This is a genomic window from Campylobacter sp. LH-2024, assembly GCF_048270605.1.
GTDB lineage: Bacteria > Campylobacterota > Campylobacteria > Campylobacterales > Campylobacteraceae > Campylobacter_D > Campylobacter_D molothri.
In genome coordinates, this window is the sequence record NZ_CP168139.1 from 1,386,717 (window position 1) to 1,412,597 (window position 25,881).

Below are 25,881 nucleotides of genomic sequence, written 5' to 3' on the forward strand. Positions count from 1 at the left end.
TGCAAAAATTATACAAGCAAAAATCGTTCCTTTTAAAAATCAATCGTGATGAGTTGGTATATATTCCATATCAATTTCACGATTTGCTATGAAATTTTCTTTAGCTTTTTTGCAGTTTTCATCACGCATTTTTCGATATTCATTGCGTATAGTAATTTCTTTATCGCTTAAAGGTCTATCTTCTAAAAAACTGATATGAAAATAAGTATCGTCGGGTTTAGAATAAGTCTTATAAAAATCAATATAATCAAAATAATCTTTCCCATTGTCAAATTCTACAACTTCTTCTATGTAAATGGTTGGACCAAAACCCTTATGATTTTGAGTAAAGTGCCCAAAACCTGCACTGTATTGAATTCTAAATTTAGCCATTATTTTCTCCTAAAAATTCTTCATAATTTCCCCTGAAATCCAAAAGTTTTCCATCTTTTAGTTCCCAAATGCGATTTGCAAAAGATCCAATAAGTTCTCTATCATGACTCACACAAAGCACCACTCCTTGAAAATTATACAAAGCTTCTCCCAAAGCAATAATGCTTTCAAGATCAAGATGGTTATCAGGTTCATCTAAAAGTAAAAAATTTGGACGCTCTAGCATAAGATGAGAAAGCATCAAGCGATGTTTTTCGCCTCCGCTTAAATTTGCAGCCATTTTTTCTTGATCGCTTCCACTAAAAAGCATCCTTCCTAAGCACTTTCTAATCTCATCTAAATCTTTAAATTTTTCGCTCATAAGCCATTCATAAAGCTTTAAATTTTCATTGATAATATTACTTGTATCCTGTGGAAAATATCCAAGCTCTATAGTTGCACCTAAATGTAAATTGCCTTCATCTGGAGTAATGGCATTTGCAATAATTTTTGCTAAAGTTGATTTACCCACACCATTTGCTCCAATTAAAGCAATTTTATCATTTTTTTCTATCTTAAGTTCCAAATTTGAAAACAAACTATGTTCATAAGCTTTGCTAATACCTTTAAGCTCTAAAACTTCATTACCAATCTCTCTTCCCAAGCGAAAAACGATACTAGGATCCCTGCGACTTGAAATTTTAATCTCTTCAAGCTCTAATTTTTCAAGTGCTTTAGCCCTACTTGTAGCTTGCTTTGCCTTAGACGCATTTGCGCTAAAACGACGGATGAAATTTTCTAATTCTTCTCTTTCTTTTAAAGTTTTATCACGTTTAAGCTCAGCTTGTTTTACTAAAAGCGTCGAAGCCATATACCAATCATCGTAATTTCCGGCAAAATCCCTAATTTGTTTAAAATCAACATCTAAAATTCTCGTGCAAATTTTATTAAGAAAATGCCTATCGTGAGAGATGACAACCAAAGTTCCTTCATGTCTTAAAAGTTCATTTTCAAGCCAAGAAATTGCCTCTAAATCAAGGTTGTTTGTAGGCTCATCTAAAAAAAGCACATCTGCACCTAAAAACAAAACTTGCGCAAGTAAAACTTTAAATTTATCCGCACTTTGTAAAGTACTCATCAAAGCATCAAAATCTTTGATTTTTAAAGAACTTAAAATTTTTTCACAACGCGTTTCACAATCATAGTTTGGATCTTCTTCGGCAGTTATCATCTCAAGTTCGCTTAAACGTTCATTGATTTCATCGGTAAATTCTTCACTCATATAGAGCTTTTCTTTTTCTTTTAAAGCCTCATACAAACGCTTATTTGCACACATCACTGCATCTTTGATGGTGTAGTTTTCAAAAGCAAATTGATCTTGCCCTAAAACTGCGATCCTTAAGCCCTCATTAAAAACGACTTCGCCACTACTTGATTCTATTTCACCTGAAAGAATTTTTAAAAAAGTTGATTTTCCAGCACCATTAGCGCCTATAAGTCCATATCTTTGCCCGCGAACGAGTTTTAAATTGACATTTTCAAATAAAAGTTGATTTGCAAAACGCATGGTAAGATTTCTTACTTCAACCATAAAGATTCCTTAGATTTTTACTTATAAAAAATTTTGAGAAATTGTAGCAAAAAAAGCTTGATTTTAGTTTGATTGGAATTTAGAGCAATGTTTTATTGCTCTAAAAATTATTTAAGAATGTATTAATTTGATTGAAATTATTTTTTTGCACTTTCTTATAAACAAAAAATAAATCAGCTGCCCACCAAATAATAGCAAAAAAGACTGATATTCCACATAAAAACCACAAAACATCTGCTATATCTTGTTCATTAATATCTTCACAATAACAAGCCAAGCAAAAAAAGCACAATGGTATAAATAATGAAAATATCAATCTTATAATACCTATCATGAAATCTTTAATCAAAAATCGATCTAAAGCCAAAAAACCACAACATAAACATCCTGCTATAATACTAGCAATCATTGGAGTAAGAGTATCGCAAAGTTGCAAATGATAAATATTTTGCTCAATCTTTGTTCGTTTAGCTTCATCCATATTATTAAATTTCATAGTTAAATTAAAGAAATCTTCTTTATTGACTTTATTTTGAAGATTCAAAAGAAACACATTATAATCCATATAATCTCTCAAGTATATTAGATATCTTATCTGGTAATTTCAACATAAACCATACCATCATCAGTATATCTAGCAGAATAATTGATCCAATTATCCCATTTGTATGGACGAGAATTAACAACTCCACTTACTTTTACCTGAGCTTTACAATACTGCGTTTTGCTCTCTTTATCGGTTAAATCACTCATGAAGCCACCATAAGTAAATTTTAATTTTTTGCGATCCACTTCAGAAAAACTAGAAAAAGTATGTTCTAAAAGAATATCCGATAATACATTTTGCACATCCTTATCACCACACTTTGGAATATCACCTTTACAAGCACCCAAAAGTATTGTTAAAATTCCAACAAATATAAATTTTACATTCAAGTATTTCATTTTTTCTCCTTTTTTATTCACCTAAACAATATTTTAATAACTCTTCATCTGCACTTAGCTGTATTATTTTCATTTGCAATTTTTGAAAATCTTGAGAAATATCTGGTGTGATAGACGAAGCATTTAAAAGCAATCTTTCTTTGTCATTTAAAGAATTTAACACTTCATTTGCCATGCAAAAACAAAAATCTTTATTTCCTGATTGCACCTCACAACTTGCTGTATAAGACTTCACAAAGGCTTCACTTCCAATATCTGCAAAGGCTAAATTTATCAAAAAGCCTAATAAAAATATTTTGCAAATTATGTTATTTTTTTTCATTCTCCTCCTTTATGATTTTAATAAATTTCATGATTTCATCATCCCTAGAATCGCTTTCCCCTAAAAGAATTTGTAATAAATTTAAATTAAATTGTGGTGGAAATATAAGATAAGCATTTGCCGGAAAACCATTAGAATTTAAACCGATGCAAAATTTTTCATCTTTATTTGTATATGCTTTTCCTGCAACGATTTTAAAAGTATCTTTGCCATAAAGCAAAGTGGGTTCTGTTTCAAAAGGTGCATATTTTTTACTCATTTTCATCTCCATTTTATAAATTTACAGCTAAAATAATCATTGCATAAGATTTAAGATCTTTTCAAAATTTTTCTTACGAAGTTTTTTACCCACTAAAAACATATCCACTATTTGCCAAATCGGTATAGCCAAATAACTAATAAATATGCATAAAATTGAAAATATTGGGCTTATTACTACACCTAGTATTGCAAAAATAATCCAAGCTAAGAAGAGTCCTAAACGAACACATCCTAGTGCTATATCGCCTATCATAAAACGTCCTACTCCAAAAACACCAAATAAAAAAGTCCCTACCCAAAAGACTAAAGCTGGACTTTTTAGCCCAAGCATAGGAAGATTGCTTACAACTTCTTGTTGTTTGCTTTCACTTAAGCTTTCAAATTTTTCTTTTAAAGTCATAGCAGATATACCATCTTTTGGCAATTTATCCTGCACAGAAAAAAGAACATTGCTAAAATCCATAAACTAAACTCCTTAAAAATAAATAAAACTTTGGAATTATTCCACATTAAAACTTAATTAATATTGAAATATTAAATATTTTTATAATAAATAATTGAATATTTCAAATGTTTTTAATAAAGAAAAACTAATGTAGAATTTTAAAAATTTTAATAGGAATTAGATGATCAAAAAAAGCAAACGCGACATGGCGTATGAAATTGATGTTGATGTAAGCACACTATATAACTGGAGAAAACATAAGCCTAATTTATATCGTATTGTCATGCTAGGATTTAAATTTGATGAACTTTTAGAAAAGCAGAAAAAAGACTACGAAGAACTCCTTCACATGGAGCAACAAATCCAAGAGGAAATCTCAAAATTTAACAAAGACTAATTTTTAAGTTTTTTTATATAAAATTCTCAATTTTTATTATTTAAGGTTGATTGATGTTTTTTTTAGATTTTTTAAGTTATTTTAGTTTGATTTTTGAATTTTTGGCATTATTTTTAGCTTTTTATTTTAAAAATACGCGTATATTTTTTATCACTCTTTCTTTACTCATCTTTCATTTGCCTTATTTTTTCAATAGTATATTTCAAGCTCACTTGTTTGTTTCTTTATTTTTGCCTTTGATTTTTGTTTTACTTGGAGTAAAAAAAATATCCAATAAAATTTTAGAAAAAAATAATCTTAGCTCTGTTTTAATCATCATTTTTATAGCGATTTTAGGTTTCATCCTTCCAAATAATACCAATTTCAATGCTAGCAATTTGGACTTTCATTTAAATTTTACCTTACTTAAACCCATTAACGAACTTGCTTTTTTATTTTTTATCCTTTATGGTTTTATCTTGATCATACAAAGCTTTAAAAGAAAAGAATATTATCTTTTATTAGCCTTTGTTGGAGCAAATTTACAATTTTTATTTGATATTTTTTGTGGTGTTAAATACTTTGAATTTGCTAGTTTGATTTTTTGCTTTGTTATTTTGTATCAAATATATCAAAATTTATTTTTTGATACCTTGACAAAATTGCCTAATGAAAAAAAATTAATGCATTATCTTAAAGGAAAAGATCATTACATCATCGCCTTGCTTCATTTTCATGAATTGCAATATACTCAAGAATCTTATGTCAAGCTTATTTTAAAACAAATTGCTAAAATTTTAAAACGCTTTAAGATAAAAATTTTTATACAAAATAATGATTTTATTTTAATTTTTGATGACAAAAATACCGCATTAAATCACCTTGCTTTTCTAGAATCTACTTTAAAAAATACAGAATTAAAACTAGAAAATGAAAGCTTTAAACCAGAATTTAAACTTATATGGGAAGAAAATAAGGATAGAAGTTTATCTTATATCTTAGAAAGTCTAAGAGAAAAGCTCTCTTAGATTGGTATTACTTTTCATTTGCTTCAGCATCAATGCTTAAAGTGATATCATCGCCTAAAGTAAGTGTAGAAGTTCCAGCACCGAATTTAAATTCAGAACGTTTAATTTTTCCATTTAAAGAAAAACCTATTTTTTCTTTGCCATCTTTTCCTTTAGCCATACCGCCTATTTCAGTATCTAAAATCACTTCTTTTGAAACTCCAGCTATGGTTAAGATACCTGTCATTTTTCCTTTTTCTTTATTAATTTTTTCATATTTTTTCATTACAAATGTCATATCAGGGTATTTTTTTGCTTTAAAAAAATCATCTTGTCTTAAATGATTATCTCTAGTTTGGTTATCAGTATTAACAGAGGCTACTTTGATTACAGCTTCAAGTTTTTTAAATTCATAAGTTTTAGGATCAAAATCTATAACTGCGCTATAATCTTTAAAATTTCCCTTTACATTGCTGATTTGTAGATGTTTAATCTTAAAACCAATATCGGTATGAGCTTTATCTAAAGAATATTCTTGTGCAAATAAACTTGCACTCAAGAAAGATGCAGCAACTAAAGAGCTTAATAAAATTTTTTTCATTTTTTTCCTTTATAATAATTTGGGTCAAAAAATTGTATAAAAGAAACAATAATCAATAATTAATATCATTTTAAAATATTGAGTAAAAATTTCACAAAATCATCAAAATTTGGTAGTTTTAAATCTTTCATTTCTCTTTGTTGCTTTCCCCACATGCATTCTGGAAAATAAGCATCATCTTTAAAACGAGCCATTATATGAAAATGAACTCTTGGTACATAGTTTGCAAATGAGGCTATATTGATTTTTTCTGGCTTATAAAATTCAATCATAGCTTTTTCACAAAGTAAAATTTTATCAAAAAGTTCTCTTTGTAAATCACTAGGACAATCACTTAGTTCCTTGTAAGGATATTGAGTAAAAATTTTAATCCAAGGTATTTGTGATTGTTCTTTTTCTATATAAATTAAATCATTTTTATAAATCATCATTACACCTTAAGAATATTTAACTAAAATCATAAAATATTGTACAAAAATTATCAAATTTTTAAGATAAAATAGATAAAATTCTTTACTAATATAAAATTTTAGGAGAATAAATGCAGATTGGCTTCAATTTTAGCTCATATTATCATTTCAATCATTCTTCTAATGACTCAAAAAATAACAATTTTTTAGATTTAAAAAATAATGATCTTGCAGATTCAAACAATAAAAATGATACCTCATCAGATGAAAATAACCAACAAGAAACACAAATGGTTAATGGTGTTGAACTTGACGCTAAACAAATTCAGCAACTTAGAGAACTCCAAAATATAGATAGAAACGTAAAAGCGCATGAAGCTGCACATCAAGCTGCTGGTGGTGGTCTAGCAGGGGCTGCAAGCTTTACTTATACTAGAGGACCAGATAATCAAATGTATGCTACTGCTGGTGAAGTTCCTATCAGTATGCAAAAGGGAAATACCCCAGAAGAAACTATAGCTAATGCACGCCAAATTGTAGCTGCAGCTATGGCTCCTGCTGATCCTAGCCCACAAGATTATAAAGTCGCAGCTAATGCCACAAAAATGGAATTTGAAGCAAGAGCTGAAGCAATGAAACTTAAAGCCGAAGAGGCCAAAGAAAAAGAAGAAGAAAATAAAGAAAAAGATGAAAAAAATTCAGAAAATAGCTTAGAAAAAACAGATAAAGATTCAAAAAGCAACGATAAAAATTCAAATTTTGATAAAGATTTTAAAAATTTTGTAGCTAAAACTTATCAACAAAACTCTCAAGATAATTATATTAATTTTAACATTGCCTCTTAAAACCTAGCTTTATAAGTTTTGCAGTAATTTAATTTTTCAAAATTTATAAATATTAATAAGCTTGAAAGCAAAAGCTTTCAAGCAAGAATTTTTCCACTTTTATGATATTTTAAAATTCCTTCAGCACAACGATAAGCTAAAGCTCCTACAGTATCTGTTGGATTATAGCCACTATTATGTTGGAAATTACCAGCCCCTACGACAAAAAGGTTATCCGCATCCCAATGTTGTAAGTAAGTATTTACTACACTCATTTCAGGATTTGCCCCCATAGTTGTCCCTCCGGTATTATGAGTGGTTTGATAAGGCACAATGCTATAATTTTTAAGATAAGAACCTTTTTTAATTGATTTCACACCCTTCATTCTTTTTGCTATTTGAGCTGTTTTATCTGTAATAAATTTATGCAAAGCCCTATCTTGATCTGTAAAATTATACGTTAAGCGTAAAAGTGGCATCCCAAAAGCATCTTTATAAGTTGGATCCAAACTTAAATAATTATTTTTATGAGGTAAAGAAGCACCTTGCCCACCTATAAAAATATTTCTTGTAAAATTATAATTTAATGCTTTTTTAAATTCAGCACCCCAAGAAGGTGTTCCTTGAGGAACTGGAGCTGATTGTATAGGACGATTTCCTGATTGAACACTATAAATCATAGCTCCATGTAAAAATTTTTCCTTAGAATGATCAAAATTATCTCCTATAAAATCATCACAAGTTGTTCCTAATGCACCTGACCCCATAAAAGTATTAAATTGTTCTTCAAAAAATGCTGTTGTTCCCATATTCATTTGATAACAATAATTTTTACCTAAAGTTCCTTTACCTGTTTTTGGATCATACTGAGATCCTATTTCACTCACCATTAAAAGCTTAGCGTTATTAAATACATAGCTTGTAAGCACAACTATATCAGCAGGTTGAATATATTCTTTCATAGTTCTAGTATCTACAAATTTTACTCCTGTTACCTTGCCATCTTTTTTAAGAATTTGCGTAGCATTACTATAAGTGCGTATAGTATATTTACCTGTACTCATAGCTTTAGGAATAACTGTTGTTATAGGGCTTGCTTTTGCTCCATACTCACAACCGTATCTTTCACAGAAGGCACAATATTCACAAGGAGCTAATTCTTGGCCATCTGGATTAGTATAACCAGATCTTGAATTAGCTGCTGGTAATCTAAATGGATGCAAATTCATCTCTTTTGCTGTACTTTCGAAACGTTTGAGTATTTTTGTATTTTCTAAAGGTTTTTGAGGATAAGGACTTGATCTAAAAGAACCCATTTTTTCAGCAAGTGGATTAGGCTCTCCAGAAATCCCACAAGTTTTTTCAAATTTATCATAATAAGGTTCCATATCTTTATAAGTCAAACCCCAATCTTGCAAAGTATAATCATCACCTAACTTATTTCCATATCGTTTAAAACTTCTACTTTTAATTTCAAAATCATAAGGCATAAATCTAAAAGTCCAGCCATTCCAATGCACTCCAGCACCCCCAACATTATTCCCAAGCAAAAAAGAACCCATTTTTCTATAAGGCAAAGCTAACTCTTTTAAATCATTTCTAAAAGTAACAGTATCTTTAGAACAATCTTGCATTAAACCATAATTAATTCCATATCTCCATTCATCATGGATAAAATTAAAATTTTCAGTACTTTGCATATGTCCGCGCTCTAAACTAAGGACATTAAGTCCTGCCTTTGTTAGTTCTGCGGCTATAATACCACCTGTCCAACCTGCACCCACTGTTACTACATCTACCTTTTTTAATATTTCAGCCATTTTAATCCTCCATATCCGCTAAACCTACAGGTTCTATATCAAAAAATTCATCACTTGCAATTTTATCTATATAACTCATTTGAGCTCCAGGATATTGCATCATTCTCCAACCGTTTTTATTATCATTTCCACCATAAATTGGATCTGCTAAAACCCCTGCAATTGTCATTTCTCTTAAAAGAGTAAAAAAATAGGAAGATTTAAAACCTATGGTCTGAATTTTACCTTTTTCAAAATCTCTTAAAATTTCATCTTGTTCTTTTCCTTTAAGTGAAGAAAAAGATTTTTTATAACGTTTTTTAGCATTTGTTTCTAAAGCATGAACACCCTCTAAAAAAATATCCTTACGTTTCATAGGAGTTTGATATCCTTGCTCCTCTTTACCATCCATAAAAGGTCCTTGCATATATTCTCTATCATTATATCCATATGCTGAAGCTAATTGATTATCAATAAAATAAGGAACGCCTAATCCAATAGCTCCTTCTCCTTGATTATCCTTAGGATAAATTCTTTCACAAGCTGCACTCAAAGTATCAAATTCAGTTTGAGTTTGAAAAAACATTCTGCCTCTAATTTTATTTGATTTAGTTTGTAAAGATTTTGGAGAATCTGTAAGCTCTGCTGCTTTTAATACAGCGCCACCACCTAAAGTACTTGCAGCTACAACAGAGCCACCCAGAAGTCCTAATTTAAAGAAACTTCTTCTATCTATAATATTATCTTGCATTTTGTTTCTCCTTTACATACGCAATTAAAATTATGTTACTCTTATTAATATTAACTAGACTTTAAATCAAAAAATAATTAGAATTATAAAAAAACAGAAATTCAAGATAAATGCTATAAAAATTTTAATAAATTTCTACAGCTTTAGAATTTAATTCTTTATAGGCAGCACAAGCTTCTTTATGTTTTTTATCACAAGCCATACCAAAATAAATTTTAGCTTTTTGTAAATCTTTTGTTTCAAGTTGATTATAACGCCCAAGAAGATAACATGACTCAGCATAACCCAAATTGCAAGCTTTAGAATAAAAAAATAAAGAATTTTTTATATTTTGTTTTATTAATTCCCCTTTTTCATACAAAAGACCCAATTTATAACAAGCTGGAGCATCTTTTAATTGGCAAGATTTTTTATAAAAATAAGTTGCCATTTTTCCATCTTGATCTTTTTCATAAAAAAGAGCTATATTGTTACAACTTTTCACATCTCCTAAATTACACGCTTTATTAAAAGCTAAAATCGATTCGTTAGTATAGCCTTGATTTTTCAAAATAAGACCCATATTAAAACAAGATTCTGATAAACCTAGATTACATGCTTTATTATAAAGTTTATAAGCAGTACCAAGATCTCTTGGAACTCCTTGAGCATTTTCTAACATATAGGCCATAGAAAAACATGATTTTGCACTATCTTTTTTACAAAGCTTTTCAAATAAATTATATGCTTTAGAAAATTTATTTTCTTCATAAAGCTGCAAAGCCTTTTCTAAATCACTAATGGCAAAAATGCAACTATAACAAATCGATAGTAAAATTAGAATTCTTTTTAACATTTTTATTCCTTTAAAAGTTCACAAGATTTAATAATCTGACTTTTTCTTTTATCAAGCTCTCTTTTTTTTATCTCTATTAAGTGTTTTTTATTTTCAATTAAAATTTTATTATTTTTAAAAAAATCCTTGATTATTTTTATAATGACTGGCTTATCAATCAATAAATTTTCAAATTCATAAACATTAAGTTCTTTTAAGACTCTTTCGTAAATTTCATTTTTTTGAGGATAAAATAAAGTAAATTCAGAACTATTAAGCTCATAAAGAACACGACTTTGATTTATTTTATCACTTAAAAAACTAATGGTGAGTCTTGTTGCATTTTCATAATTTGCAAAAGCTTTTAAATTAAGTTTTTCAAAAAATAAATCAAGCTCTAATAAATTTTTAAACAAAAGCTCCTTAAAATCTTTTAAAAAATATTCTTCACTGGCATTTGAAAATACTCTAAGTTCGCTAAAATTTATATCGCTTTGAAAAATATTATCTTTTTGAATATTTGAAAATTCTGACTTAAAAAATAAAATTTTATTTTCTAAATTATTTACTAAATTAACCAAATTATCTTTGATTTGCTTAAAAGAATGATAGATATCATTTTTAATTTTTTTAAATTCTTTACTCATAGATTCTGAATGATAAAACATCGATAAATAAGTATCATCAGTTGAAATATAAGGTATTTTATAGGCATATTTTACGTATAAATTTTTTGTTAAAATTTTTGTCGATTTTTGATAAAAATAAGCTTCTTTTTCTTTAATAGAATTAAAAATTTCACTTGAAATTTTTTCACTAATACTTTTTAGTTGATTTAAAATTTGATGGTTTAAAATTTCAATTTCATTTAAAAATCTTTCAAATACAGAATTTGCATATTCTTCATAAGTTTGAAAATTTAATAAAAGTTGATCGAAAATATCTAAAAAAAGTTTATTTTCATTATCTAAAATTTTGCATAAATTAAATATCTTTCTTTTTGCGAATTTTTCCTTGACTTTTTTATCATCAATAGATTGTAAAAAATGGATCAAAAATTCAAAATTAGAATGTTTATAGCTTTCTTGAAACTGAGCTTCTTTACAAGATATAGCAATAATATCCTTAAAATATTGAGAAAAATTTTTTTTAACATAATTTAAAACATTATCTAATTCTTGTTGATTTAATTTATCTTTTTGATTTAAAACACAAATGCTATAATCGCCCAAAATTTCCAAATTTTCCCTAATCACCTCTTCTTCACTTTTTTTTCCAGCATTATCAATCAAGCTTAACCAAATAGCCACATGAATATTTTTTAACTCACTTAAAGTGGTTAAAGTATCATTTTTATTTGCATTTAAACCTGGAGTATCAATAAGAGTAATTTTTTTTAATAAAGGAATAGGAGCAAAAATATGCAAATTTTTAGCTTTTTTAATTTCATTTCTTTGATCTGTATATAAAGCGAGATTTTCAACATCTGTAATAAGATCGCTACCATCTTCAAATTCGACTCTTAAAAAATATTCTTTTGCATAATGTAAAAAAGTTGGCTTAAAAGTTACAGGAACAACACCTGTAGGTAGGCATTCTTTTTTTAAAATTAAATTTAAAAGACTCGATTTACCGCTAGAAAATTGCCCGATAATAGCTATATTGATATTTTTATCCAATAAAAAAGATATTTCTTGTAACTCTTTACTTAATTCAGGACTTGGATTCATAAAAGGTTCATTAAGATTTTGACATATTGTTTTAATTTTTCCACTAAAACTATCGTCATAATTATTAATATAAGCTTTTTTATAAGAATTTATAAAATCATTTAAAATATTAATTTGCATGCAAAAGATCCATTTTAAGTTGTTGCAATTTAGCGATATTTTCTAAATTATTTTCAAAAGAAGTTAATATATTAGTATTTTTATCATTGATTTTACCCATTAAATCTTCAATATTTTTTAACTTTTCTTTTTGAATTTCTTCATAATTTTGAAGTTTTTTATCTAAAAAATGAAAAAATGCTCCATTAATATCAAGACTTTGCAAAATATTTTCGAGATTAAAATTTTTAAAAATAGCATTGATAGTCTGAGTTAATTTAATTTCAAGATCAAATAAATTAATATTTTGATTGATAATATTTTCAATTTCAAGTTTTAAAAATATAATTTTTTCATCATTAAAAATATTTTCTATATCTTTAGAAATCTTATCCTTAAAATTTTCAAAATCATCATTAAAATTTTCTTTTAAAAAATCGTATTTTAAAGATAAATGGAGCTTTAATTCTTCAATTTTTTTCATATTTTTAAATTTAACTTCTCTTAAAATATCACTCACACCGTCTTTAATTGTAGTATCTATAATCATTAAAATACGCTGCATATCAACTTTTTGAGATTTATTTTTAAAATATTTTAATTCATCAACCAATCTATCTTTAAGTTTTTTTGCTAATAACAATACAAGATTATCAACTCCATTTTCTAAATTTTTAAGTTCTAAAATAGAATTTAAAATTTCCTCTTTGGTTTCTTGCAAAGATTTTCTTTTATTTTGCATCTCAAGTAAAAATTGCTTGCTTTGTTCACCTAAATTTCGTTCTTTTTCTTGTATAAATTTATTTTGTAACTCGTATTCTTTTAAGAGATGATCTAGCTCCAATAACAATTCTTTTTTATAAGACTCCAAAGCAATTTTACTTTTTTTTCCAGAATACAATTCATTAAATAAATAATTTTCAAATTCTTGCATTCCGCTTTTTTGAAAACTTTCTTTATTGACAAGATTTTTATAAAAATCATTAGCCATTTTTGCACTTATAGATAAAAAATCAATCTTTGTAACCAAATTTTTATCCTTAAGCTTATTTGTGAGAATTTTTTTAATATAATTTTCAACTTCATTAAGTTCTTGTTTTTTTAACAAATCAGCTTTTGTTAAAATAATTAAAAATTTGCTCAAACGTGAATTTAATAAACAATGGGTTAAAAAATCAATATCTTTTTGTGCTAGCGCTTGTGAAGCATTCATAAGATGGATCAAAAAATCACTCTCTTTTAAATATTCATTTGTTAAAATTTCTCTTTGAATAACGACATCATCGAGTCCAGGAGTATCAACAATAGAAATATTATTTTTTAAAAATTCTAAATCACTTTTAATCTCTATTTTTTTAATCAAAGCTGAAATATTATTTTTAGCAGAACTAAATTTTTTCAAATCTTCTAAATTAATTTTTTGACTTAAAGTTTCATCTTTTATATATTTATTGATATCAATCTCTAAAACTAAACGATCAAAAAAAGCTTTTAATTTTTTATTAAAACTAGAAGTTTTTAATATATTTTGCCACTCATTTTTATTCCAAAAATAAATCATAGCTTCTTTATTTGCACCATAACTTATAACAGTTAAATTGGCTGTTTCTGGAATATTTGATACTCCTAAAAATTCTTGCTTTAAAAGAGCATTTAAAAAACTAGATTTTCCTGAATTCATAATTCCAGTAACAGCAATATTAAAATCTAATTTTTTAAATTTATCTATTTTTTTATGAAGTCTTATTTTTGCATTCTCATCAAAACTTAATTTACAAAGCTCTAAGGCAATTACATCTAATTGATTGCAATTTTTTAAAAAAAGTTCTTTTTTATCTATAATTTTAATTTCCGTTTTTTCAATGAAATTAAAAATTTCATAATTATTTGAAATTTTTTGTAAAATTTGCAAAGCATCTAATAATTCTTGTTTTTTAACCAATCCTGATTTAAAAAGATTAATTGCACAAATTTGAGCCTTTTGGGCACCAAAAATATCCACTCTTAAATTAATTTTTTCAAAAATAATTTTAAATTCATTTAAAAGAAAATATCTTTCATAATTTTCCTGATTAATGCTTAAAATAATAGCAAGCTCTGATACATCTAAAATATTTTTATCAGTAAAATTAAGATTGAAATCTAAAAATTGAAGTTTATTTTTCCAAATTTTTTGAAGTAAATCTTTCATATGCTCCCCTTAAAAAAGGGGAGGAATTTATTTATTTTTTTGTGCAACAAGTTGTCTTCTCATGTAGGCGATTTTGCTTTGTAAAGGTAAATTTTTAGGACAATTATCTTCACAAGCGAGCAAAGACATACATCCAAAAACGCCATCATCATCACCCACTAATTCATAAAAATCTTCTATACTTCTATGATCATGTGGATCTTGTAAATATCTTGCTGTTCTTAAAAGTCCTGTAGCACCTATAAAATTGGGTCTCATAAGCTTAGTTGCACATGAAGCAACACAAATTCCGCATTCTATACAACGATCAAGTTCAAAAGTTTCATCTGCAACTTCAGGCTCTATACGCTCTTCTAATGCTGAAATATCAGTTTCTTTTTCATTATGAACCCAACTTTCAACACGTTTACACATATCTTCAAACCATTCTCCAGTATTCACACTTAAATCTTTAATATGTCTAAATGCTGGCATAGGCATAAGTTCGATAACACCATCTTCATAATCTTTTGTTAAGGTCTTACAAGCAAGTTTTGGAACACCATTAATCATCATGGCACAAGATCCACAAATTCCCGCACGACAAACAAAATCAAAACTAAGATCGGCATCCATCTTTTCGCGAATCAAAGTCAAGCATACAAAAACAGTCATAAAAGGAGTTTCTTCAAGCTCATAAGTCACAAAATGTGGTTTTGAAATTTTACTTAAAGGATTATACTTAAATGCTTTTATAGTTAATTTTCTACTCATAATCCACCCCTATTCTTTGATTTGGTTTTTTAAATTTTGCTTGAAGTTCATAAGGCATTAAAGCATCTTGAATTTCATAACGGCTTTTACCTTCTGCTTCCATTTTTTCACGGATTGCATCCACTTCAGCTTGACGTTTTTCACTTAAAGGATTTTCAATGATATTGCCTTTTGCTCCATACCCACGAAAAGCTGGTGGCATTTCCATTTTCATAATATCAAGTTCTTCATACTCTACGCGTGGCAAGGTCTCACCCTCAACCCAATAAGTATTTGTTCTTTTCATCCAATTTAAATCATCTCTTTTTGGATAATCTTCTCTATAATGTGCTCCACGACTTTCTGTTCTTAAAAGTGCTCCATAGGCAACACAAAGTGCTATTTTTAACATTCTAGGGACCCTATACGCTTCTTCAAGTTCTGGATTAGCACAATCAAGTTCTTTACAATGCACTTTAACATCTTGAGAATCTTTATAAAGTTTTTCTAATTCATCTACAGCTTCTTTAAGACCTTCTCCAGTTCTAAAAATAGCCACCTTGTCCCACATTATTTCTTTCATTCTATTTTTGATTTCAAAAACATCATACTTACCTTCTTTATCAACTAAAGATTTAAGATATTGATATTCTTTACTTAAGAATTCTTTTACAATATTTGTATCAACAACTTCTCCATTATTTTTACAATATTGAGCAAAATAATCTCCTATAATCATTCCAGCAACTACAGTTTCAGCACAAGAATTTCCACCTAAGCGATTAAATCCATGCATATCCCAACAAGCTGCTTCACCACAAGCAAAAAGACCATCTAACCACTGACTTTCACCAGTTGGCTTAGTCCTAATTCCACCCATGGAGTAATGCTGCATAGGTAAAACTGGGGCCCAGCCTTTAGGACCTTCATCTGCTGGATCAATTCCATTAAAAGTTTTACAAATATCTTGAACATCGCGAAGATTTTTTTCAACATGAGCACGACCAAGTATAGAAATATCAAGCCATAAATGATCCCCATAAGGACTTTTAACACCTTTTCCTTTTCTAATATGCTCCATCATTCTACGACTAACAACATCCCGACTTGCAAGTTCTTTTTTTTCTGGTTCATAATCAGGCATAAAACGATAACCATCTACATCACGTAAAATTCCACCATCTCCACGACAACCTTCAGTAAGCAAAATTCCACTTGGAACTATAGGTGTTGGGTGAAATTGCACAGCCTCCATATTTGAAAGTCTGCAAAGTCCAGTTTCAAGAGCTATAGCTGCACCAGTTCCTTCGCAAATAACTGCATTAGTAGTTTGTTTATAAATTCTTCCATAACCGCCAGTTGCTATCATGGTTCCACGTGCAATATAAGCGATTAATTGTCCATTTGTTAAATCTCTTGCAATTACGCCTAAGCATTTTTTACCATCATGAATAATTCTTACCGCTTCCATTCTATCAATAATCTTAACTTGATGCTTAATAGCTTCATTAGCTACACCATAAAGCATACAATGTCCAGTAGCATCAGCTATATAGCAAGTTCTCCATTTTTTAGTTCCACCAAAATCACGTGCATTAATAAGACCATGTGCCTCTTCTTTTTCTTCGATAACTGTTTTTTGTGCATTAATAACTACAGTTCTTGGCCCTTTTGTTACCCTAGTCCAAGGCACACCCCAAGCTGCAAGCTCTCTAACAGCTTTTGGTGCAGTTTGTGCAAACATTCTTGCTACTTCTTGATCGCAACCCCAATCACTTCCTTTAACTGTATCTGCAAAATGAAGATCTTCGTTATCTCCTTCGCCTTTGGCGCCATTTCCAAGACTTGCTTGCATTCCTCCTTGAACAGCCGCAGAGTGAGAACGCTTTACTGGACAGATACTCAAAAGTGTTACACTTTGACCACTTTTTGCAACCTCAATTGCAGCCCTAAGACCTGCTAAACCTCCACCTATTACTAAAGCATCACTATATTGTATATTCATAAATTTGCTCCATTATAGTTGTTAAAAAATTGCTCCATCATAAATTGTTTAACAGTTAAATTTGCTAAACCAATTTTTACAAAAGCTAAAAGACTTAAAATACCTAAAGCTAAGAAAAATATACTTATAATCCATTTAGCTACTTTAAGTTTTTTTCTGCTTTCTTTCGCATTTTTTCCCTCAAACCAACCCCATTTAACACAAAGCCTATAAAGACCGATACTTCCATGAAGCTCTACACATACTAAAAGCACAGCATAAAAAAGCCACATAAAATGGCTTACTACTCTATCTCCTGACATACCATCACTAATTTTATCTGCATTTGTGATAACGAAAATAAGATGAGCAGAACCCAAAAAAAACATTAAAAATCCGGTCAATGCTTGAACCCACCAAAGTGAAGTATCGCTATGTTTCATAGTTTTAGTATGCACTCTTAAAATTTGATATTGACGATAATTAATAGGAAATTTTCTCATAGCTAATAAAGCATGGACAAAAAATACTACCAAAACACAAGTTGCTAAAAAAGAGGTGACATAACTCATTATAGGATTATTATAAACGAATTTTAATTCTAAAAAATGAACAACAGAATTAAAAAAATCCCCGCTTACTAAAATCGTAGACACAAAAAACATGTGTGCCCACATAAAAAGACCTAAAAAAAGACCTGAAGCACTCTGGATAAAATCTAATTTTGCAGGCATTTTGCTTTTCTTGCCTTCAATGCTCTTACCCAAATAACCTTCGATAAGCCCACTCATCTATACTCCTTTACAAAAAAAATAAAAACTTTTGATTATATTACAATAATCTTTAATATAAATTAAATATTTACTTTTTTAAATTTTATCCAAACATAAAATAACAAAGCAATAATGAGCATAATTAAACTTAAAATTTGTCCCATACTCATTCCCCAAAGTACAAAACCTATTCCAAAATCAGGTTCTCTAAAAAATTCACAAATAAAACGTGCTAAAGAATACATACAGGCATAAACAATAATAAGCTCTCCGCAAAAAGTTTGTTTTAGCTTTGCTATATAAACAACAATAAAAACAACAACACCCTCCAAAAAAGCTTCGTATAATTGTGATGGATGTCTTAAAACTCCATCAACATAAATTCCCCAAGGTACATTGGTTATACGACCAAAAAGTTCTTGATTTAAAAAATTTCCAATACGTCCAAAAACATAAGCTAAAGGCACGCTTAAAGCTACTAAATCTAAAAATTTCCAAGGATTTTCTTTATATTTTTTGCAAAATAAAAAAGTTGCTATTAAAAAACCAACAATAGCCCCGTGATAACTCATACCACGAATTCCTACAAATTCATTATTAACATAAGGATTAAAAATTTGCCAAGGATGAATAATATAATACATTGTATGATTATCATAAATTAAAATATATCCGAGTCTTGCACCTAAAATAACTCCAATTTCTACCCAAACAAAATAACTATCTAAGCATTTATTACTAATACCCATATTCATTTTTTTTGAAAAAAATTTAGCTAAAGTTAGAGCCAAAATCAAAGCTATTACATACATGATTCCATACCAATGCACTTTAAGGCCAAAAATACTGAATGCAACTACATCAAAATTTGAATAAATATGTCTCCAAAATTCCATATATTTTCCTAAATTTTTGTTTTCTAAGAATATAGCAAAAAAACTTTAACTTGCTATAATTATATAATTTTAATCATTGACAAGGATAAATCATGAAAAAATATTTTTTTATTTTTATTTTTTTATTTTTAAGCGCTTGCAGCAATACTAGTAGCACCTTTGTAAATGTTTCAATGCCCAATTTTAAACCTCAAACTCCTATTAAAACAGAGTCTATAGATTCTGGCATTACCATCGCTCTTGAGCCTATTAATATAGAACAAAATAATAATTATTCTGATTATTTTGAGAATTCTGTGCTTAAGATCCGCATAGAAAAAGAAATTGAACTTTTAAAAGAAAATTTAGAAGAGCAAATGGCTACTATAGCGAAACTTAAAGGTTATAAAATAGTTAATTCAAATCCAGACTATACCCTTAAAAGTTTAATAAGTATTTATATAGAAGAACAAAATCCACAAAAATCAGATAGCTTTGTAAGTGGAGATTATGTTAAATCTAATCTAGGAATTCAATTTCAAGGAAAAATAAGCTTTATTGACGCTCGCAATTCCCAAAATTCAACCGATTTAACAAGCAATACTAAATTAAATTCTTTAATCGCTCTTACCTATCCTATAAAAAATGATGATGGAATCAACATGTTTAAAACCACCATATCTACAGTTCCAACCCAACTTAACAAAGGTTTAGAGCGTCCAGCATTTGAAATTGATAGAAGTTTTATAGCTTTTTATAAAAATACTCTAAATACAGTCTATAATAATCTTCCAAAAGCTATAGATACAGCACAACCTTCAAATAATCCTGAAAAATTTAATAGCTTTGAAAATAATTCTTCTTTTGAGGAAAATTCTTTTCAGCCATCGAAATCTTTTAAAAATACTCCAAACGATAATTCTAATGCAAAAAAAGAAAATAACGTTAATAAAAATCAAGATGGGGTTATAATTTTTGAATAAAAATTTTTTGAAAAATTCTTATAGGATTTTTCAAAAAATCAATCAAAATTTAAAGCTTGCAACATTGCTGTTTTAATCTCTTCTCTTTGATTTTTAAGATCAAAAAATAATTCAAAAGCAAATACTCCTTGCCATAAAAGCATTTCAAATCCATTTTTTACTCTTAAATCATATTTTTTGCAAAGTTTATAAAAAGGAGTTTCTTTGTTGTAAATAACTTCAAAGGCAAATTTAGCATTAGATAAAAGTTGATGTAAAATTTCTTTAGAACAAGGTAAATATTCATCCATTAAACCTGCTGAGGTGGAATTAATTATCAAATCAAAATTGAAATCTTGTAAATCTTTATAAAGACTATTCTTATAAGCATTAAAATATTGAAGTCTTTTGCTACTACGATTAGCAATATAAACATCTACACCTCTTTGTTTTAAAACATAAGCTATTGCAAGAGCTGTTCCTCCTGCTCCTAAAATTAAAGTTTTTTTAATATCTTTAAATTCTTCAATAGATTGTAAAAAACCTATTCCATCTGTATTGTAAGCATAAATTTTATTATTTTTAAAACAAAGAGTATTAGCAGAACCTACGCGAGTTGAAATTTCATCTTTAAAATCAGCAATTTTACAAGCTTTTTCCTTAAAAGGAACCGTAATATTTACAGCATCAAAACCTATTTTTAATAATTCTTCTTTTAAAAATAAATCATTATTTAAACAATAACGGGTATAAATTCCTTTTAATCCAAGAAATTTAATTGCATTATTATGCATTCTAGGTGATTTAGAATGCATAATAGGATTGCCTATGACGGCTAAGAATTTCATTTTAAGGTAAAAGAAAATGCGTCTTTAGCTACTTCTTTTCTAATTTTAGCAAGCTCTTGTGAAATATTTGACTTACTAAATGGTCCAATTAAAACTTTAGTTATTTCTTTACCTGCAACTGTTGTTTTATAAAGTTTATATTCATAACCTTTTTTTCTAACAGCTGCTAGTTCTTTAGATTTTTGATCTAAATTGTTCACAGAGAAAATTTGCACATAAATTCCAGAAGGCAAACCATCCGGATTAACAGGTTTTGCATCTACATTTTTAAATAAATCATTAGTGCTTTGTTGGTGATTTTGTTTTACAGTATGTTCTTGTTTTTTAACTGTATTATCTTTTGTTGCAGTTTTTTTAGGTTGTTCTTTAACCTGCTCCTTTACTTGTTCTTTTGGTTTTTCTTCGGTTTTAACTGTAGTATTTGCAACAGTTTGTTTTTTCTCGTCTAAATTGTTAGAATTTAAATCTTGGATAGAGTCTTGATTAGATGATGCAAAATTTGCATTATCAAGATTTTGATCTAAAGCACTAGTTTCTAAACTGCTATCATTTTGATCGCCTTGAATTTGTTTTCTTAGAGCTTCAAATTGATCTTCTGCAGAATTATCTGTAGCAATAGGCATATTTTCAAAAGAACTATCTGTATTATTATCTTGTTGAGTGGTACTTGTAGGCTCATTAGGTAAAACTGTTGGATTTTTATTATCACTTCCACTATTGATTAATTTCATAACAATCATAATGATTAAAAATAAAATAATTAAAGCAATTACTCTTAAAAGAATTTTTTTTATCTTTTCACTCTTGTTGCTTTTTTCTAAAATAATATCATCAAAATCATTTTTATTGTTTTCCATATTTTTCCTTTCTTACATATGTTTAGACCAAGAACTACCACGTTCTTTTTGATAAACCTCATAAGGTAAAACTAAAATATTAAATTCCCTTGGAACATCCATACTTGGGAAAACTTTCCACTCTACAGGCATTTTGCTTGCAAACATCATTGAAAGTTTAGATGCTAAAGAATAACCTTCGTTTAATGAAGTATGACCTTTATGAATATACAAATGTAAATGCCCTGGAGTTTTTGTTTTATAAGCTGTAAAATTTATAAAACCTTCTTCACGCAAAATCAATTGAGCTCGATGATAAAATCTTTCAGCATTAAAACCATTATAGTCAAAAACAATATTTTCGACTTTATTGTCTTTAGTAATCAAATCATGAGCAACAATAATTTTTTTAGCCGCATGCTCCCTCATAATACTTAAATTTAAAGGAGAATCAATCTTTTCAAATTTATCAAAAAATAAACGTCCGCGATGGGTAATTTTATTGACAATTCTATTCCTCATGACATAATAATGACTACCAATTATCTTAATTAATGACATATCCATAGGTGAAATCAAAACATAGCCTTTGTATAAATTATAAAATTTTTCGCAAGTTCTTCAAGTTTTAATTTAATATCTTTTTGTAGATTGGTATTATTGATATCATCTAAAATATCTGCTATATAATTTGCAACAATTTCCATCTCTTTTTCCTTAAAACCTCTAGCAGTAAGTGCTGGAGTTCCCAACCTTAATCCACTGGTTATAAATGGATTTCTAATCTCGCCTGGAACTGTATTTTTATTTGCTGTTATACCTGAATTTCCTAAAGCTATATCAGCATCCTTTCCACTAAATTCACGATCTAAAAAGCTCATTAAAACAAGATGATTATCTGTACCATCACTTACAAGCTTATATTTTCTATCCATCAATATTTTAGCCAAAACTTGAGCATTACTTCTTACTTGTTTTGCATAAATTTTCCACTCTTGGCTTAAGTTAAATTTAAAACCAACAGCTTTAGCAGCAATCACATGCATTAAAGGACCGCCTTGAATTCCTGGAAATATTGCAGAGTTAATTTTTTTAGCAATTTCTTCATCATTGCTCATAATAATACCGCCCCTTGGACCTCTTAAAGTTTTATGAGTCGTAGAACTTACAACATGAGCATGAGGAAAAGGATCAGGATGCTCTCCAGCAACAACAAGTCCTGCAATATGTGCTATATCTGCAAAAAGATAGGCTCCAACCTCATCTGCAATTTCTCTAAATTTAGCAAAATCAATAAATCTAGCATAAGCACTTGCACCACATACGATCAATTTTGGCTTAACTATATGAGCTATCTCTCTTACTTTTTCATAATTAATTCTTCCATCAAGTTCTACGCCATAAAAGAAACTTTCATAAAATTTTCCAGAAGAACTTACTTTTGCACCATGAGTTAAATGACCACCATGACTTAAGTCCATTCCTAAAATTTTATCGCCTGGATTTAAAAGAGCTGCATAAACGCCTTGATTGGCTTGAGAACCTGAATTAGGCTGGACATTAGCAAAATTACATTTAAAAAGTTTTTTACATCTCTCAATTGCTAAATTTTCTATTTCATCAACAACTTCACAACCACCATAATATCTTTTATTTGGATATCCTTCAGCATATTTATTTGTTAATATACTTCCCATAACCTCCATAACCTCAGGTAAAGTGAAATTTTCACTTGCTATCATCTCAAGACCTTCGCATTGACGCTTTAATTCTTGATTTACCAAATCAAAAATTTCTTGATCAAAACACTCTAAACTCATTCTTTACCCTCCTTTAATTCTGATTTTAATGGTCTCATAGCTGGAAATAAAATAACATCTCGGATAGATTTTTTATTGGTTAATAGCATAACCAATCTATCAATACCTATTCCTTGTCCTGCTGTAGGCGGCATACCATAACCTAAAGCATTAACAAAATCCTCATCCATCTCACAGGCTTCTTCATTGCCCGCATTTTTTGCCTCTATTTGTTTTAAAAATCTTTCATATTGATCTAAAGGATCATTTAACTCATTAAAACCATTAGCCAACTCTCTTCCGCAAATAAACAACTCAAATCTTTCAGCTATATTAGGATCTTTATCGCTGCGACGAGAAAGCGGGCTAATAGAAATTGGAAAATCTGTAATAAAAGTAGGATTAATCAATTTGCTTTCTACATAATTATCAAATAATTCTGCTTGTAAATGCCCTAAATCTAATTTTTCATTAGCTTCAAAACCATCAGATTTTAATTGAATTAAAATTTTATCTTTATTTTCTATAATTTCATCATTTAAACCACCATATTTTTTAAGGGCTTCTTTGTATGAAATTCTTTCAAAAGGTTTTGAAAAGTCAATTTTATAGCCATCAAATTCTATAATTTTTTCTAAATTTAATTGATCTAAAAGTAAAGAAAAAAGCTCCTCTGTAAGATCCATTAAATCCTTATAATTATGATAAGCCCAATAAAATTCTATCGTTGTAAATTCTGGATTATGTGTTAAATCCATACCTTCATTTCTAAAACAACGATTGATTTCAAAAACTGCCTCAAAACCTCCTACTATAAGTCTTTTTAAATAAAGTTCTGGCGCAATTCTTAAAAATCTTTCAACGCCTAATGAGTTATGAAATGTAATAAAAGGTTTAGCATTTGCACCTCCTGCAATTGGATGCATCATAGGAGTTTCCACCTCTAAAAAACCTTTATTTTCAAAAAAATGACGGATTAAACTTACCACTTTAGAACGAATTAAAAAATCTTTTCTTACATCTGAATTCATAATTAAATCAACATAACGCTTACGATATCGTTGTTCTATATCTGTAAGCCCATGATATTTTTCAGGCAATGGAACAATAGATTTAGCAGCAAGATTTACTTCGCATGCATGAAGACTGAATTCACCTGTTTTGGTTACAAAAGGGAAACCTTTTGTTAAAACAATATCTCCTACCTCAAGATTTTTTTTAAGTAAATTAAATTGCTCTTCACCGATACTATCTTTGCTAAAATAAATTTGCAAATTAGCATTTTCATCTTCTATATTTGCAAAAATAGACTTTCCAGCTATTCTTAAAAGTTTCAAACGTCCTGCAACAATACCAAAACTATTTTCATCTCGTTTAGTTTCGCTTTGAAGTACGTAAGAAAATTTAGTTTTAAAATCTAATAAAGACATTTCCTTTTTTAGAAAATGCGGATAAGGGTTTATACCAGCCTTTTTAAATTCATTCGATTTTTCTATTCTTTGCTGTTCTAAAATATTATCAAACATTAGATTTTTACCTTAATTTTTTGATTACAATCATCGCAAATTCCATAAAGCTGCATTAAATGTCCTGTTAATTTAAAATTATATTCTTTAGCAATTAAAGCTTGTTGTCTTTCAATAATAGAATTTTCAAATTCAATAATTTTACCACAATTTTTACAAATCATGTGATCATGGTGTGGTTTATTGGCTAATTCATATTTTTTTCCTGCCGAGCCAAAAGAGATGGAGGTAACCATTTCGGCTTCTTCAAGTAAATTTAAAGTTCTATAAACAGTAGCAATACCAACATTTAAATTTGGTTCAACTTGTTTTATTTCCATATATAAACTCTCTGGAGTATGATGTGTATCACTATGATATAATGTTTTTAATAATATCTCTCTTTGTTTTGTGTATTTAAGACCACCTTGTCTTAAAATTTTTTTAAATCTTTCTAATAATACATCGTATTCTACATTTTCAATCAACATTTATTGTTCCTCTTGAAAGCTGTTGAGATTATTAGTTGTATTTTTGATTTTATTAAGACTATCTTCAGCTAAAGGTTGATTCATAATAAAAGAACCTGTATCTTTAAGTAATTCTAAAGTGTAACTATCCTTAGCAAAAGAATTTAATTTAACATTTAAAAAATCTATTCTTGCTATACAAAAAATAAAAATAGAAAAAATAAAAAATATTTTTGCACAACCAAAAACAAATCCACCTATACGATCTAAAAAACCTAATCCGCTAAGCTTAACTAATTTTGAAAGAAAATTTCCAAGCAAAAGACAAACAATCCAAAAAATAATTAAAATCGCTAAAAAGCCTGCAAAATTGGCTAAACTTTGATTTTCAATTTTATAAAAAGTATTTTCTATAAAAATAGAAGCTGATGAAGAATATTTTGAAGCAACAAATACACCACCAATAATTCCTAATATTCCAAATACTTCTTTAATCAAACCATTAATAATACCCTTAAGACCTAACAGTAAAGTAAAACCTAAAATAAAAGCATCAAACCAATAAAAATTCATATCTCAT

The 25,881-nt window shown here is 28.4% G+C and carries 28 protein-coding genes and 1 pseudogene; 4 read left to right on the forward strand and 25 right to left on the reverse strand.

Annotation, left to right across the window (positions count from 1 at the left end; all coding sequences use genetic code 11):
* Positions 1-39 precede the first annotated feature (39 nt).
* The 7 genes from ACD570_RS07090 to ACD570_RS07120 all read right to left on the reverse strand — a co-directional run bounded on the left by ACD570_RS07090 (position 40) and on the right by ACD570_RS07120 (position 3,933).
* Positions 40-375 (reverse strand): hypothetical protein, encoded by a 336-nt coding sequence (locus ACD570_RS07090; RefSeq protein ID WP_200283563.1) that lies wholly within the window; start codon positions 373-375, stop codon positions 40-42.
* A complete protein-coding gene (locus ACD570_RS07095) occupies positions 365-1,942 on the reverse strand; it encodes an ABC-F family ATP-binding cassette domain-containing protein (RefSeq protein ID WP_417904266.1) in 1,578 nt (525 codons plus the stop codon). The genes ACD570_RS07090 and ACD570_RS07095 overlap by 11 nt, the downstream gene beginning before the upstream one ends.
* 100 nt (positions 1,943-2,042) lie before the next feature.
* Positions 2,043-2,495, reverse strand: coding sequence for a hypothetical protein (locus ACD570_RS07100; protein ID WP_337206875.1), 453 nt, complete (start codon positions 2,493-2,495; stop codon positions 2,043-2,045).
* A 38-nt stretch (positions 2,496-2,533) separates the two neighbouring features.
* Positions 2,534-2,887 carry a hypothetical protein gene (locus tag ACD570_RS07105; protein ID WP_200283542.1) on the reverse strand — a complete coding sequence of 118 codons (354 nt, stop codon included), beginning with the start codon at positions 2,885-2,887 and terminating at the stop codon, positions 2,534-2,536.
* 13 nt (positions 2,888-2,900) lie between these two features.
* Positions 2,901-3,209: a hypothetical protein gene (locus ACD570_RS07110; RefSeq protein WP_337206877.1), complete on the reverse strand. Its 309-nt coding sequence runs from the start codon at positions 3,207-3,209 to the stop codon at positions 2,901-2,903.
* On the reverse strand, positions 3,196-3,468 hold the full coding sequence (locus ACD570_RS07115; RefSeq protein ID WP_337206879.1) for a hypothetical protein: 273 nt from the start codon (positions 3,466-3,468) through the stop codon (positions 3,196-3,198). Before ACD570_RS07115 ends, ACD570_RS07110 begins: the two co-directional genes overlap by 14 nt.
* 36 nt (positions 3,469-3,504) lie before the next feature.
* On the reverse strand, positions 3,505-3,933 hold the full coding sequence (locus ACD570_RS07120) for a hypothetical protein (RefSeq protein ID WP_337211302.1): 429 nt from the start codon (positions 3,931-3,933) through the stop codon (positions 3,505-3,507).
* 163 nt (positions 3,934-4,096) lie between these two features.
* Between ACD570_RS07120 and ACD570_RS07125 the strand changes: the two genes are divergently transcribed.
* Positions 4,097-4,312 carry a transcriptional regulator gene (locus tag ACD570_RS07125; RefSeq protein ID WP_200283533.1) on the forward strand — a complete coding sequence of 72 codons (216 nt, stop codon included), beginning with the start codon at positions 4,097-4,099 and terminating at the stop codon, positions 4,310-4,312.
* Positions 4,313-4,365: 53 nt separating this feature from the next.
* Positions 4,366-5,319 carry a hypothetical protein gene (locus tag ACD570_RS07130; RefSeq protein ID WP_417904267.1) on the forward strand — a complete coding sequence of 318 codons (954 nt, stop codon included), beginning with the start codon at positions 4,366-4,368 and terminating at the stop codon, positions 5,317-5,319.
* Between the two features lie 7 nt (positions 5,320-5,326).
* Here the strand turns inward: ACD570_RS07130 and ACD570_RS07135 are convergent, their stop codons facing one another.
* Together ACD570_RS07135 and ACD570_RS07140 are read right to left on the reverse strand one after the other, a co-directional pair.
* Positions 5,327-5,899, reverse strand: coding sequence for a YceI family protein (locus ACD570_RS07135; RefSeq protein ID WP_417904268.1), 573 nt, complete (start codon positions 5,897-5,899; stop codon positions 5,327-5,329).
* Positions 5,900-5,964: 65 nt separating this feature from the next.
* Entirely contained in the window at positions 5,965-6,327 is a 363-nt protein-coding gene (locus ACD570_RS07140) for an HIT family protein (RefSeq protein ID WP_337198504.1), read from the reverse strand.
* 113 nt (positions 6,328-6,440) lie between these two features.
* Between ACD570_RS07140 and ACD570_RS07145 the strand changes: the two genes are divergently transcribed.
* Positions 6,441-7,154: a putative metalloprotease CJM1_0395 family protein gene (locus ACD570_RS07145; RefSeq protein ID WP_337196505.1), complete on the forward strand. Its 714-nt coding sequence runs from the start codon at positions 6,441-6,443 to the stop codon at positions 7,152-7,154.
* A 77-nt stretch (positions 7,155-7,231) separates the two neighbouring features.
* On the opposite strand, the gene ACD570_RS07150 is transcribed toward ACD570_RS07145, so the two are convergent.
* From ACD570_RS07150 to lgt, 9 genes and pseudogenes are all read right to left on the reverse strand, one after another.
* Positions 7,232-8,953 carry a GMC family oxidoreductase gene (locus ACD570_RS07150; protein ID WP_337202238.1) on the reverse strand — a complete coding sequence of 574 codons (1,722 nt, stop codon included), beginning with the start codon at positions 8,951-8,953 and terminating at the stop codon, positions 7,232-7,234.
* Between the two features lies 1 nt (position 8,954).
* A complete protein-coding gene (locus ACD570_RS07155; RefSeq protein ID WP_200283521.1) occupies positions 8,955-9,683 on the reverse strand; it encodes a gluconate 2-dehydrogenase subunit 3 family protein in 729 nt (242 codons plus the stop codon).
* A 124-nt stretch (positions 9,684-9,807) separates the two neighbouring features.
* Positions 9,808-10,518: a tetratricopeptide repeat protein gene (locus tag ACD570_RS07160; protein WP_200283520.1), complete on the reverse strand. Its 711-nt coding sequence runs from the start codon at positions 10,516-10,518 to the stop codon at positions 9,808-9,810.
* A 2-nt stretch (positions 10,519-10,520) separates the two neighbouring features.
* Complete coding sequence (locus tag ACD570_RS07165; RefSeq protein WP_417904269.1) at positions 10,521-12,347, reverse strand: dynamin family protein; 1,827 nt, start codon at positions 12,345-12,347, stop codon at positions 10,521-10,523.
* Positions 12,337-14,517, reverse strand: a complete 2,181-nt coding sequence (locus tag ACD570_RS07170) for a dynamin family protein (protein ID WP_417904270.1) — start codon at positions 14,515-14,517, stop codon at positions 12,337-12,339. The genes ACD570_RS07165 and ACD570_RS07170 overlap by 11 nt, the downstream gene beginning before the upstream one ends.
* A gap of 27 nt (positions 14,518-14,544) precedes the next feature.
* Entirely contained in the window at positions 14,545-15,270 is a 726-nt protein-coding gene (locus ACD570_RS07175) for a fumarate reductase iron-sulfur subunit (RefSeq protein ID WP_200282693.1), read from the reverse strand.
* Positions 15,263-17,254, reverse strand: coding sequence for a fumarate reductase flavoprotein subunit (locus tag ACD570_RS07180; RefSeq protein WP_200282690.1), 1,992 nt, complete (start codon positions 17,252-17,254; stop codon positions 15,263-15,265). Before ACD570_RS07180 ends, ACD570_RS07175 begins: the two co-directional genes overlap by 8 nt.
* A pseudogene (locus tag ACD570_RS07185) lies at positions 17,238-18,024 on the reverse strand (fumarate reductase cytochrome b subunit). The gene ACD570_RS07180 and the pseudogene ACD570_RS07185 overlap by 17 nt, the downstream one beginning before the upstream one ends.
* Positions 18,025-18,086: 62 nt before the next feature.
* Positions 18,087-18,902 (reverse strand): prolipoprotein diacylglyceryl transferase, encoded by an 816-nt coding sequence (gene lgt, locus ACD570_RS07190; RefSeq protein ID WP_200282683.1) that lies wholly within the window; start codon positions 18,900-18,902, stop codon positions 18,087-18,089.
* A gap of 92 nt (positions 18,903-18,994) precedes the next feature.
* Between lgt and ACD570_RS07195 the strand changes: the two genes are divergently transcribed.
* Complete coding sequence (locus ACD570_RS07195) at positions 18,995-19,864, forward strand: hypothetical protein (protein WP_417904271.1); 870 nt, start codon at positions 18,995-18,997, stop codon at positions 19,862-19,864.
* Positions 19,865-19,902: 38 nt separating this feature from the next.
* Here ACD570_RS07195 and ACD570_RS07200 read toward each other — a convergent pair whose 3' ends face one another.
* The 7 genes from ACD570_RS07200 to ACD570_RS07230 are packed head-to-tail and all read right to left on the reverse strand — an operon-like array spanning position 19,903 to position 25,874.
* Positions 19,903-20,691 (reverse strand): shikimate dehydrogenase, encoded by a 789-nt coding sequence (locus ACD570_RS07200; protein WP_417904272.1) that lies wholly within the window; start codon positions 20,689-20,691, stop codon positions 19,903-19,905.
* Positions 20,688-21,548 carry an SPOR domain-containing protein gene (locus ACD570_RS07205; RefSeq protein ID WP_200282673.1) on the reverse strand — a complete coding sequence of 287 codons (861 nt, stop codon included), beginning with the start codon at positions 21,546-21,548 and terminating at the stop codon, positions 20,688-20,690. The genes ACD570_RS07200 and ACD570_RS07205 overlap by 4 nt, the downstream gene beginning before the upstream one ends.
* A gap of 12 nt (positions 21,549-21,560) precedes the next feature.
* Entirely contained in the window at positions 21,561-22,106 is a 546-nt protein-coding gene (locus tag ACD570_RS07210) for a DUF1882 domain-containing protein (RefSeq protein WP_200282670.1), read from the reverse strand.
* Entirely contained in the window at positions 22,103-23,347 is a 1,245-nt protein-coding gene (locus tag ACD570_RS07215) for a serine hydroxymethyltransferase (protein WP_417904273.1), read from the reverse strand. Before ACD570_RS07215 ends, ACD570_RS07210 begins: the two co-directional genes overlap by 4 nt.
* A complete protein-coding gene (lysS, locus tag ACD570_RS07220; protein WP_337198498.1) occupies positions 23,344-24,852 on the reverse strand; it encodes a lysine--tRNA ligase in 1,509 nt (502 codons plus the stop codon). Before lysS ends, ACD570_RS07215 begins: the two co-directional genes overlap by 4 nt.
* Positions 24,852-25,322, reverse strand: coding sequence for a Fur family transcriptional regulator (locus tag ACD570_RS07225; protein WP_200282662.1), 471 nt, complete (start codon positions 25,320-25,322; stop codon positions 24,852-24,854). The genes lysS and ACD570_RS07225 overlap by 1 nt, the downstream gene beginning before the upstream one ends.
* On the reverse strand, positions 25,323-25,874 hold the full coding sequence (locus ACD570_RS07230; RefSeq protein WP_200282658.1) for a CvpA family protein: 552 nt from the start codon (positions 25,872-25,874) through the stop codon (positions 25,323-25,325). It abuts the gene before it with no gap.
* Between the last annotated feature and the right edge of the window lie 7 nt (positions 25,875-25,881).

Bases quoted from the DNA above. Each gene is read 5' to 3' on its own strand.
- ACD570_RS07130 (WP_417904267.1), top strand. From the start codon at position 4,366: ATGTTTTTTTTAGATTTTTTAAGTTATTTTAGTTTGATTTTTGAATTT.
- ACD570_RS07205 (WP_200282673.1), bottom strand. From the start codon at position 21,548: ATGGAAAACAATAAAAATGATTTTGATGATATTATTTTAGAAAAAAGC.
- ACD570_RS07110 (WP_337206877.1), bottom strand. From the start codon at position 3,209: ATGAAAAAAAATAACATAATTTGCAAAATATTTTTATTAGGCTTTTTG.
- ACD570_RS07200 (WP_417904272.1), bottom strand. From the start codon at position 20,691: ATGAAATTCTTAGCCGTCATAGGCAATCCTATTATGCATTCTAAATCA.
- ACD570_RS07120 (WP_337211302.1), bottom strand. From the start codon at position 3,933: ATGGATTTTAGCAATGTTCTTTTTTCTGTGCAGGATAAATTGCCAAAA.
- ACD570_RS07165 (WP_417904269.1), bottom strand. From the start codon at position 12,347: ATGCAAATTAATATTTTAAATGATTTTATAAATTCTTATAAAAAAGCT.
- ACD570_RS07160 (WP_200283520.1), bottom strand. From the start codon at position 10,518: ATGTTAAAAAGAATTCTAATTTTACTATCGATTTGTTATAGTTGCATT.
- lgt (WP_200282683.1), bottom strand. From the start codon at position 18,902: ATGGAATTTTGGAGACATATTTATTCAAATTTTGATGTAGTTGCATTC.
- ACD570_RS07150 (WP_337202238.1), bottom strand. From the start codon at position 8,953: ATGGCTGAAATATTAAAAAAGGTAGATGTAGTAACAGTGGGTGCAGGT.
- ACD570_RS07170 (WP_417904270.1), bottom strand. From the start codon at position 14,517: ATGAAAGATTTACTTCAAAAAATTTGGAAAAATAAACTTCAATTTTTA.
- ACD570_RS07095 (WP_417904266.1), bottom strand. From the start codon at position 1,942: ATGGTTGAAGTAAGAAATCTTACCATGCGTTTTGCAAATCAACTTTTA.
- lysS (WP_337198498.1), bottom strand. From the start codon at position 24,852: ATGTTTGATAATATTTTAGAACAGCAAAGAATAGAAAAATCGAATGAA.
- ACD570_RS07125 (WP_200283533.1), top strand. From the start codon at position 4,097: ATGATCAAAAAAAGCAAACGCGACATGGCGTATGAAATTGATGTTGAT.
- ACD570_RS07230 (WP_200282658.1), bottom strand. From the start codon at position 25,874: ATGAATTTTTATTGGTTTGATGCTTTTATTTTAGGTTTTACTTTACTG.
- ACD570_RS07145 (WP_337196505.1), top strand. From the start codon at position 6,441: ATGCAGATTGGCTTCAATTTTAGCTCATATTATCATTTCAATCATTCT.
- ACD570_RS07175 (WP_200282693.1), bottom strand. From the start codon at position 15,270: ATGAGTAGAAAATTAACTATAAAAGCATTTAAGTATAATCCTTTAAGT.
- ACD570_RS07155 (WP_200283521.1), bottom strand. From the start codon at position 9,683: ATGCAAGATAATATTATAGATAGAAGAAGTTTCTTTAAATTAGGACTT.
- ACD570_RS07105 (WP_200283542.1), bottom strand. From the start codon at position 2,887: ATGAAATACTTGAATGTAAAATTTATATTTGTTGGAATTTTAACAATA.
- ACD570_RS07225 (WP_200282662.1), bottom strand. From the start codon at position 25,322: ATGTTGATTGAAAATGTAGAATACGATGTATTATTAGAAAGATTTAAA.
- ACD570_RS07115 (WP_337206879.1), bottom strand. From the start codon at position 3,468: ATGAGTAAAAAATATGCACCTTTTGAAACAGAACCCACTTTGCTTTAT.
- ACD570_RS07180 (WP_200282690.1), bottom strand. From the start codon at position 17,254: ATGAATATACAATATAGTGATGCTTTAGTAATAGGTGGAGGTTTAGCA.
- ACD570_RS07140 (WP_337198504.1), bottom strand. From the start codon at position 6,327: ATGATTTATAAAAATGATTTAATTTATATAGAAAAAGAACAATCACAA.
- ACD570_RS07135 (WP_417904268.1), bottom strand. From the start codon at position 5,899: ATGAAAAAAATTTTATTAAGCTCTTTAGTTGCTGCATCTTTCTTGAGT.
- ACD570_RS07215 (WP_417904273.1), bottom strand. From the start codon at position 23,347: ATGAGTTTAGAGTGTTTTGATCAAGAAATTTTTGATTTGGTAAATCAA.
- ACD570_RS07195 (WP_417904271.1), top strand. From the start codon at position 18,995: ATGAAAAAATATTTTTTTATTTTTATTTTTTTATTTTTAAGCGCTTGC.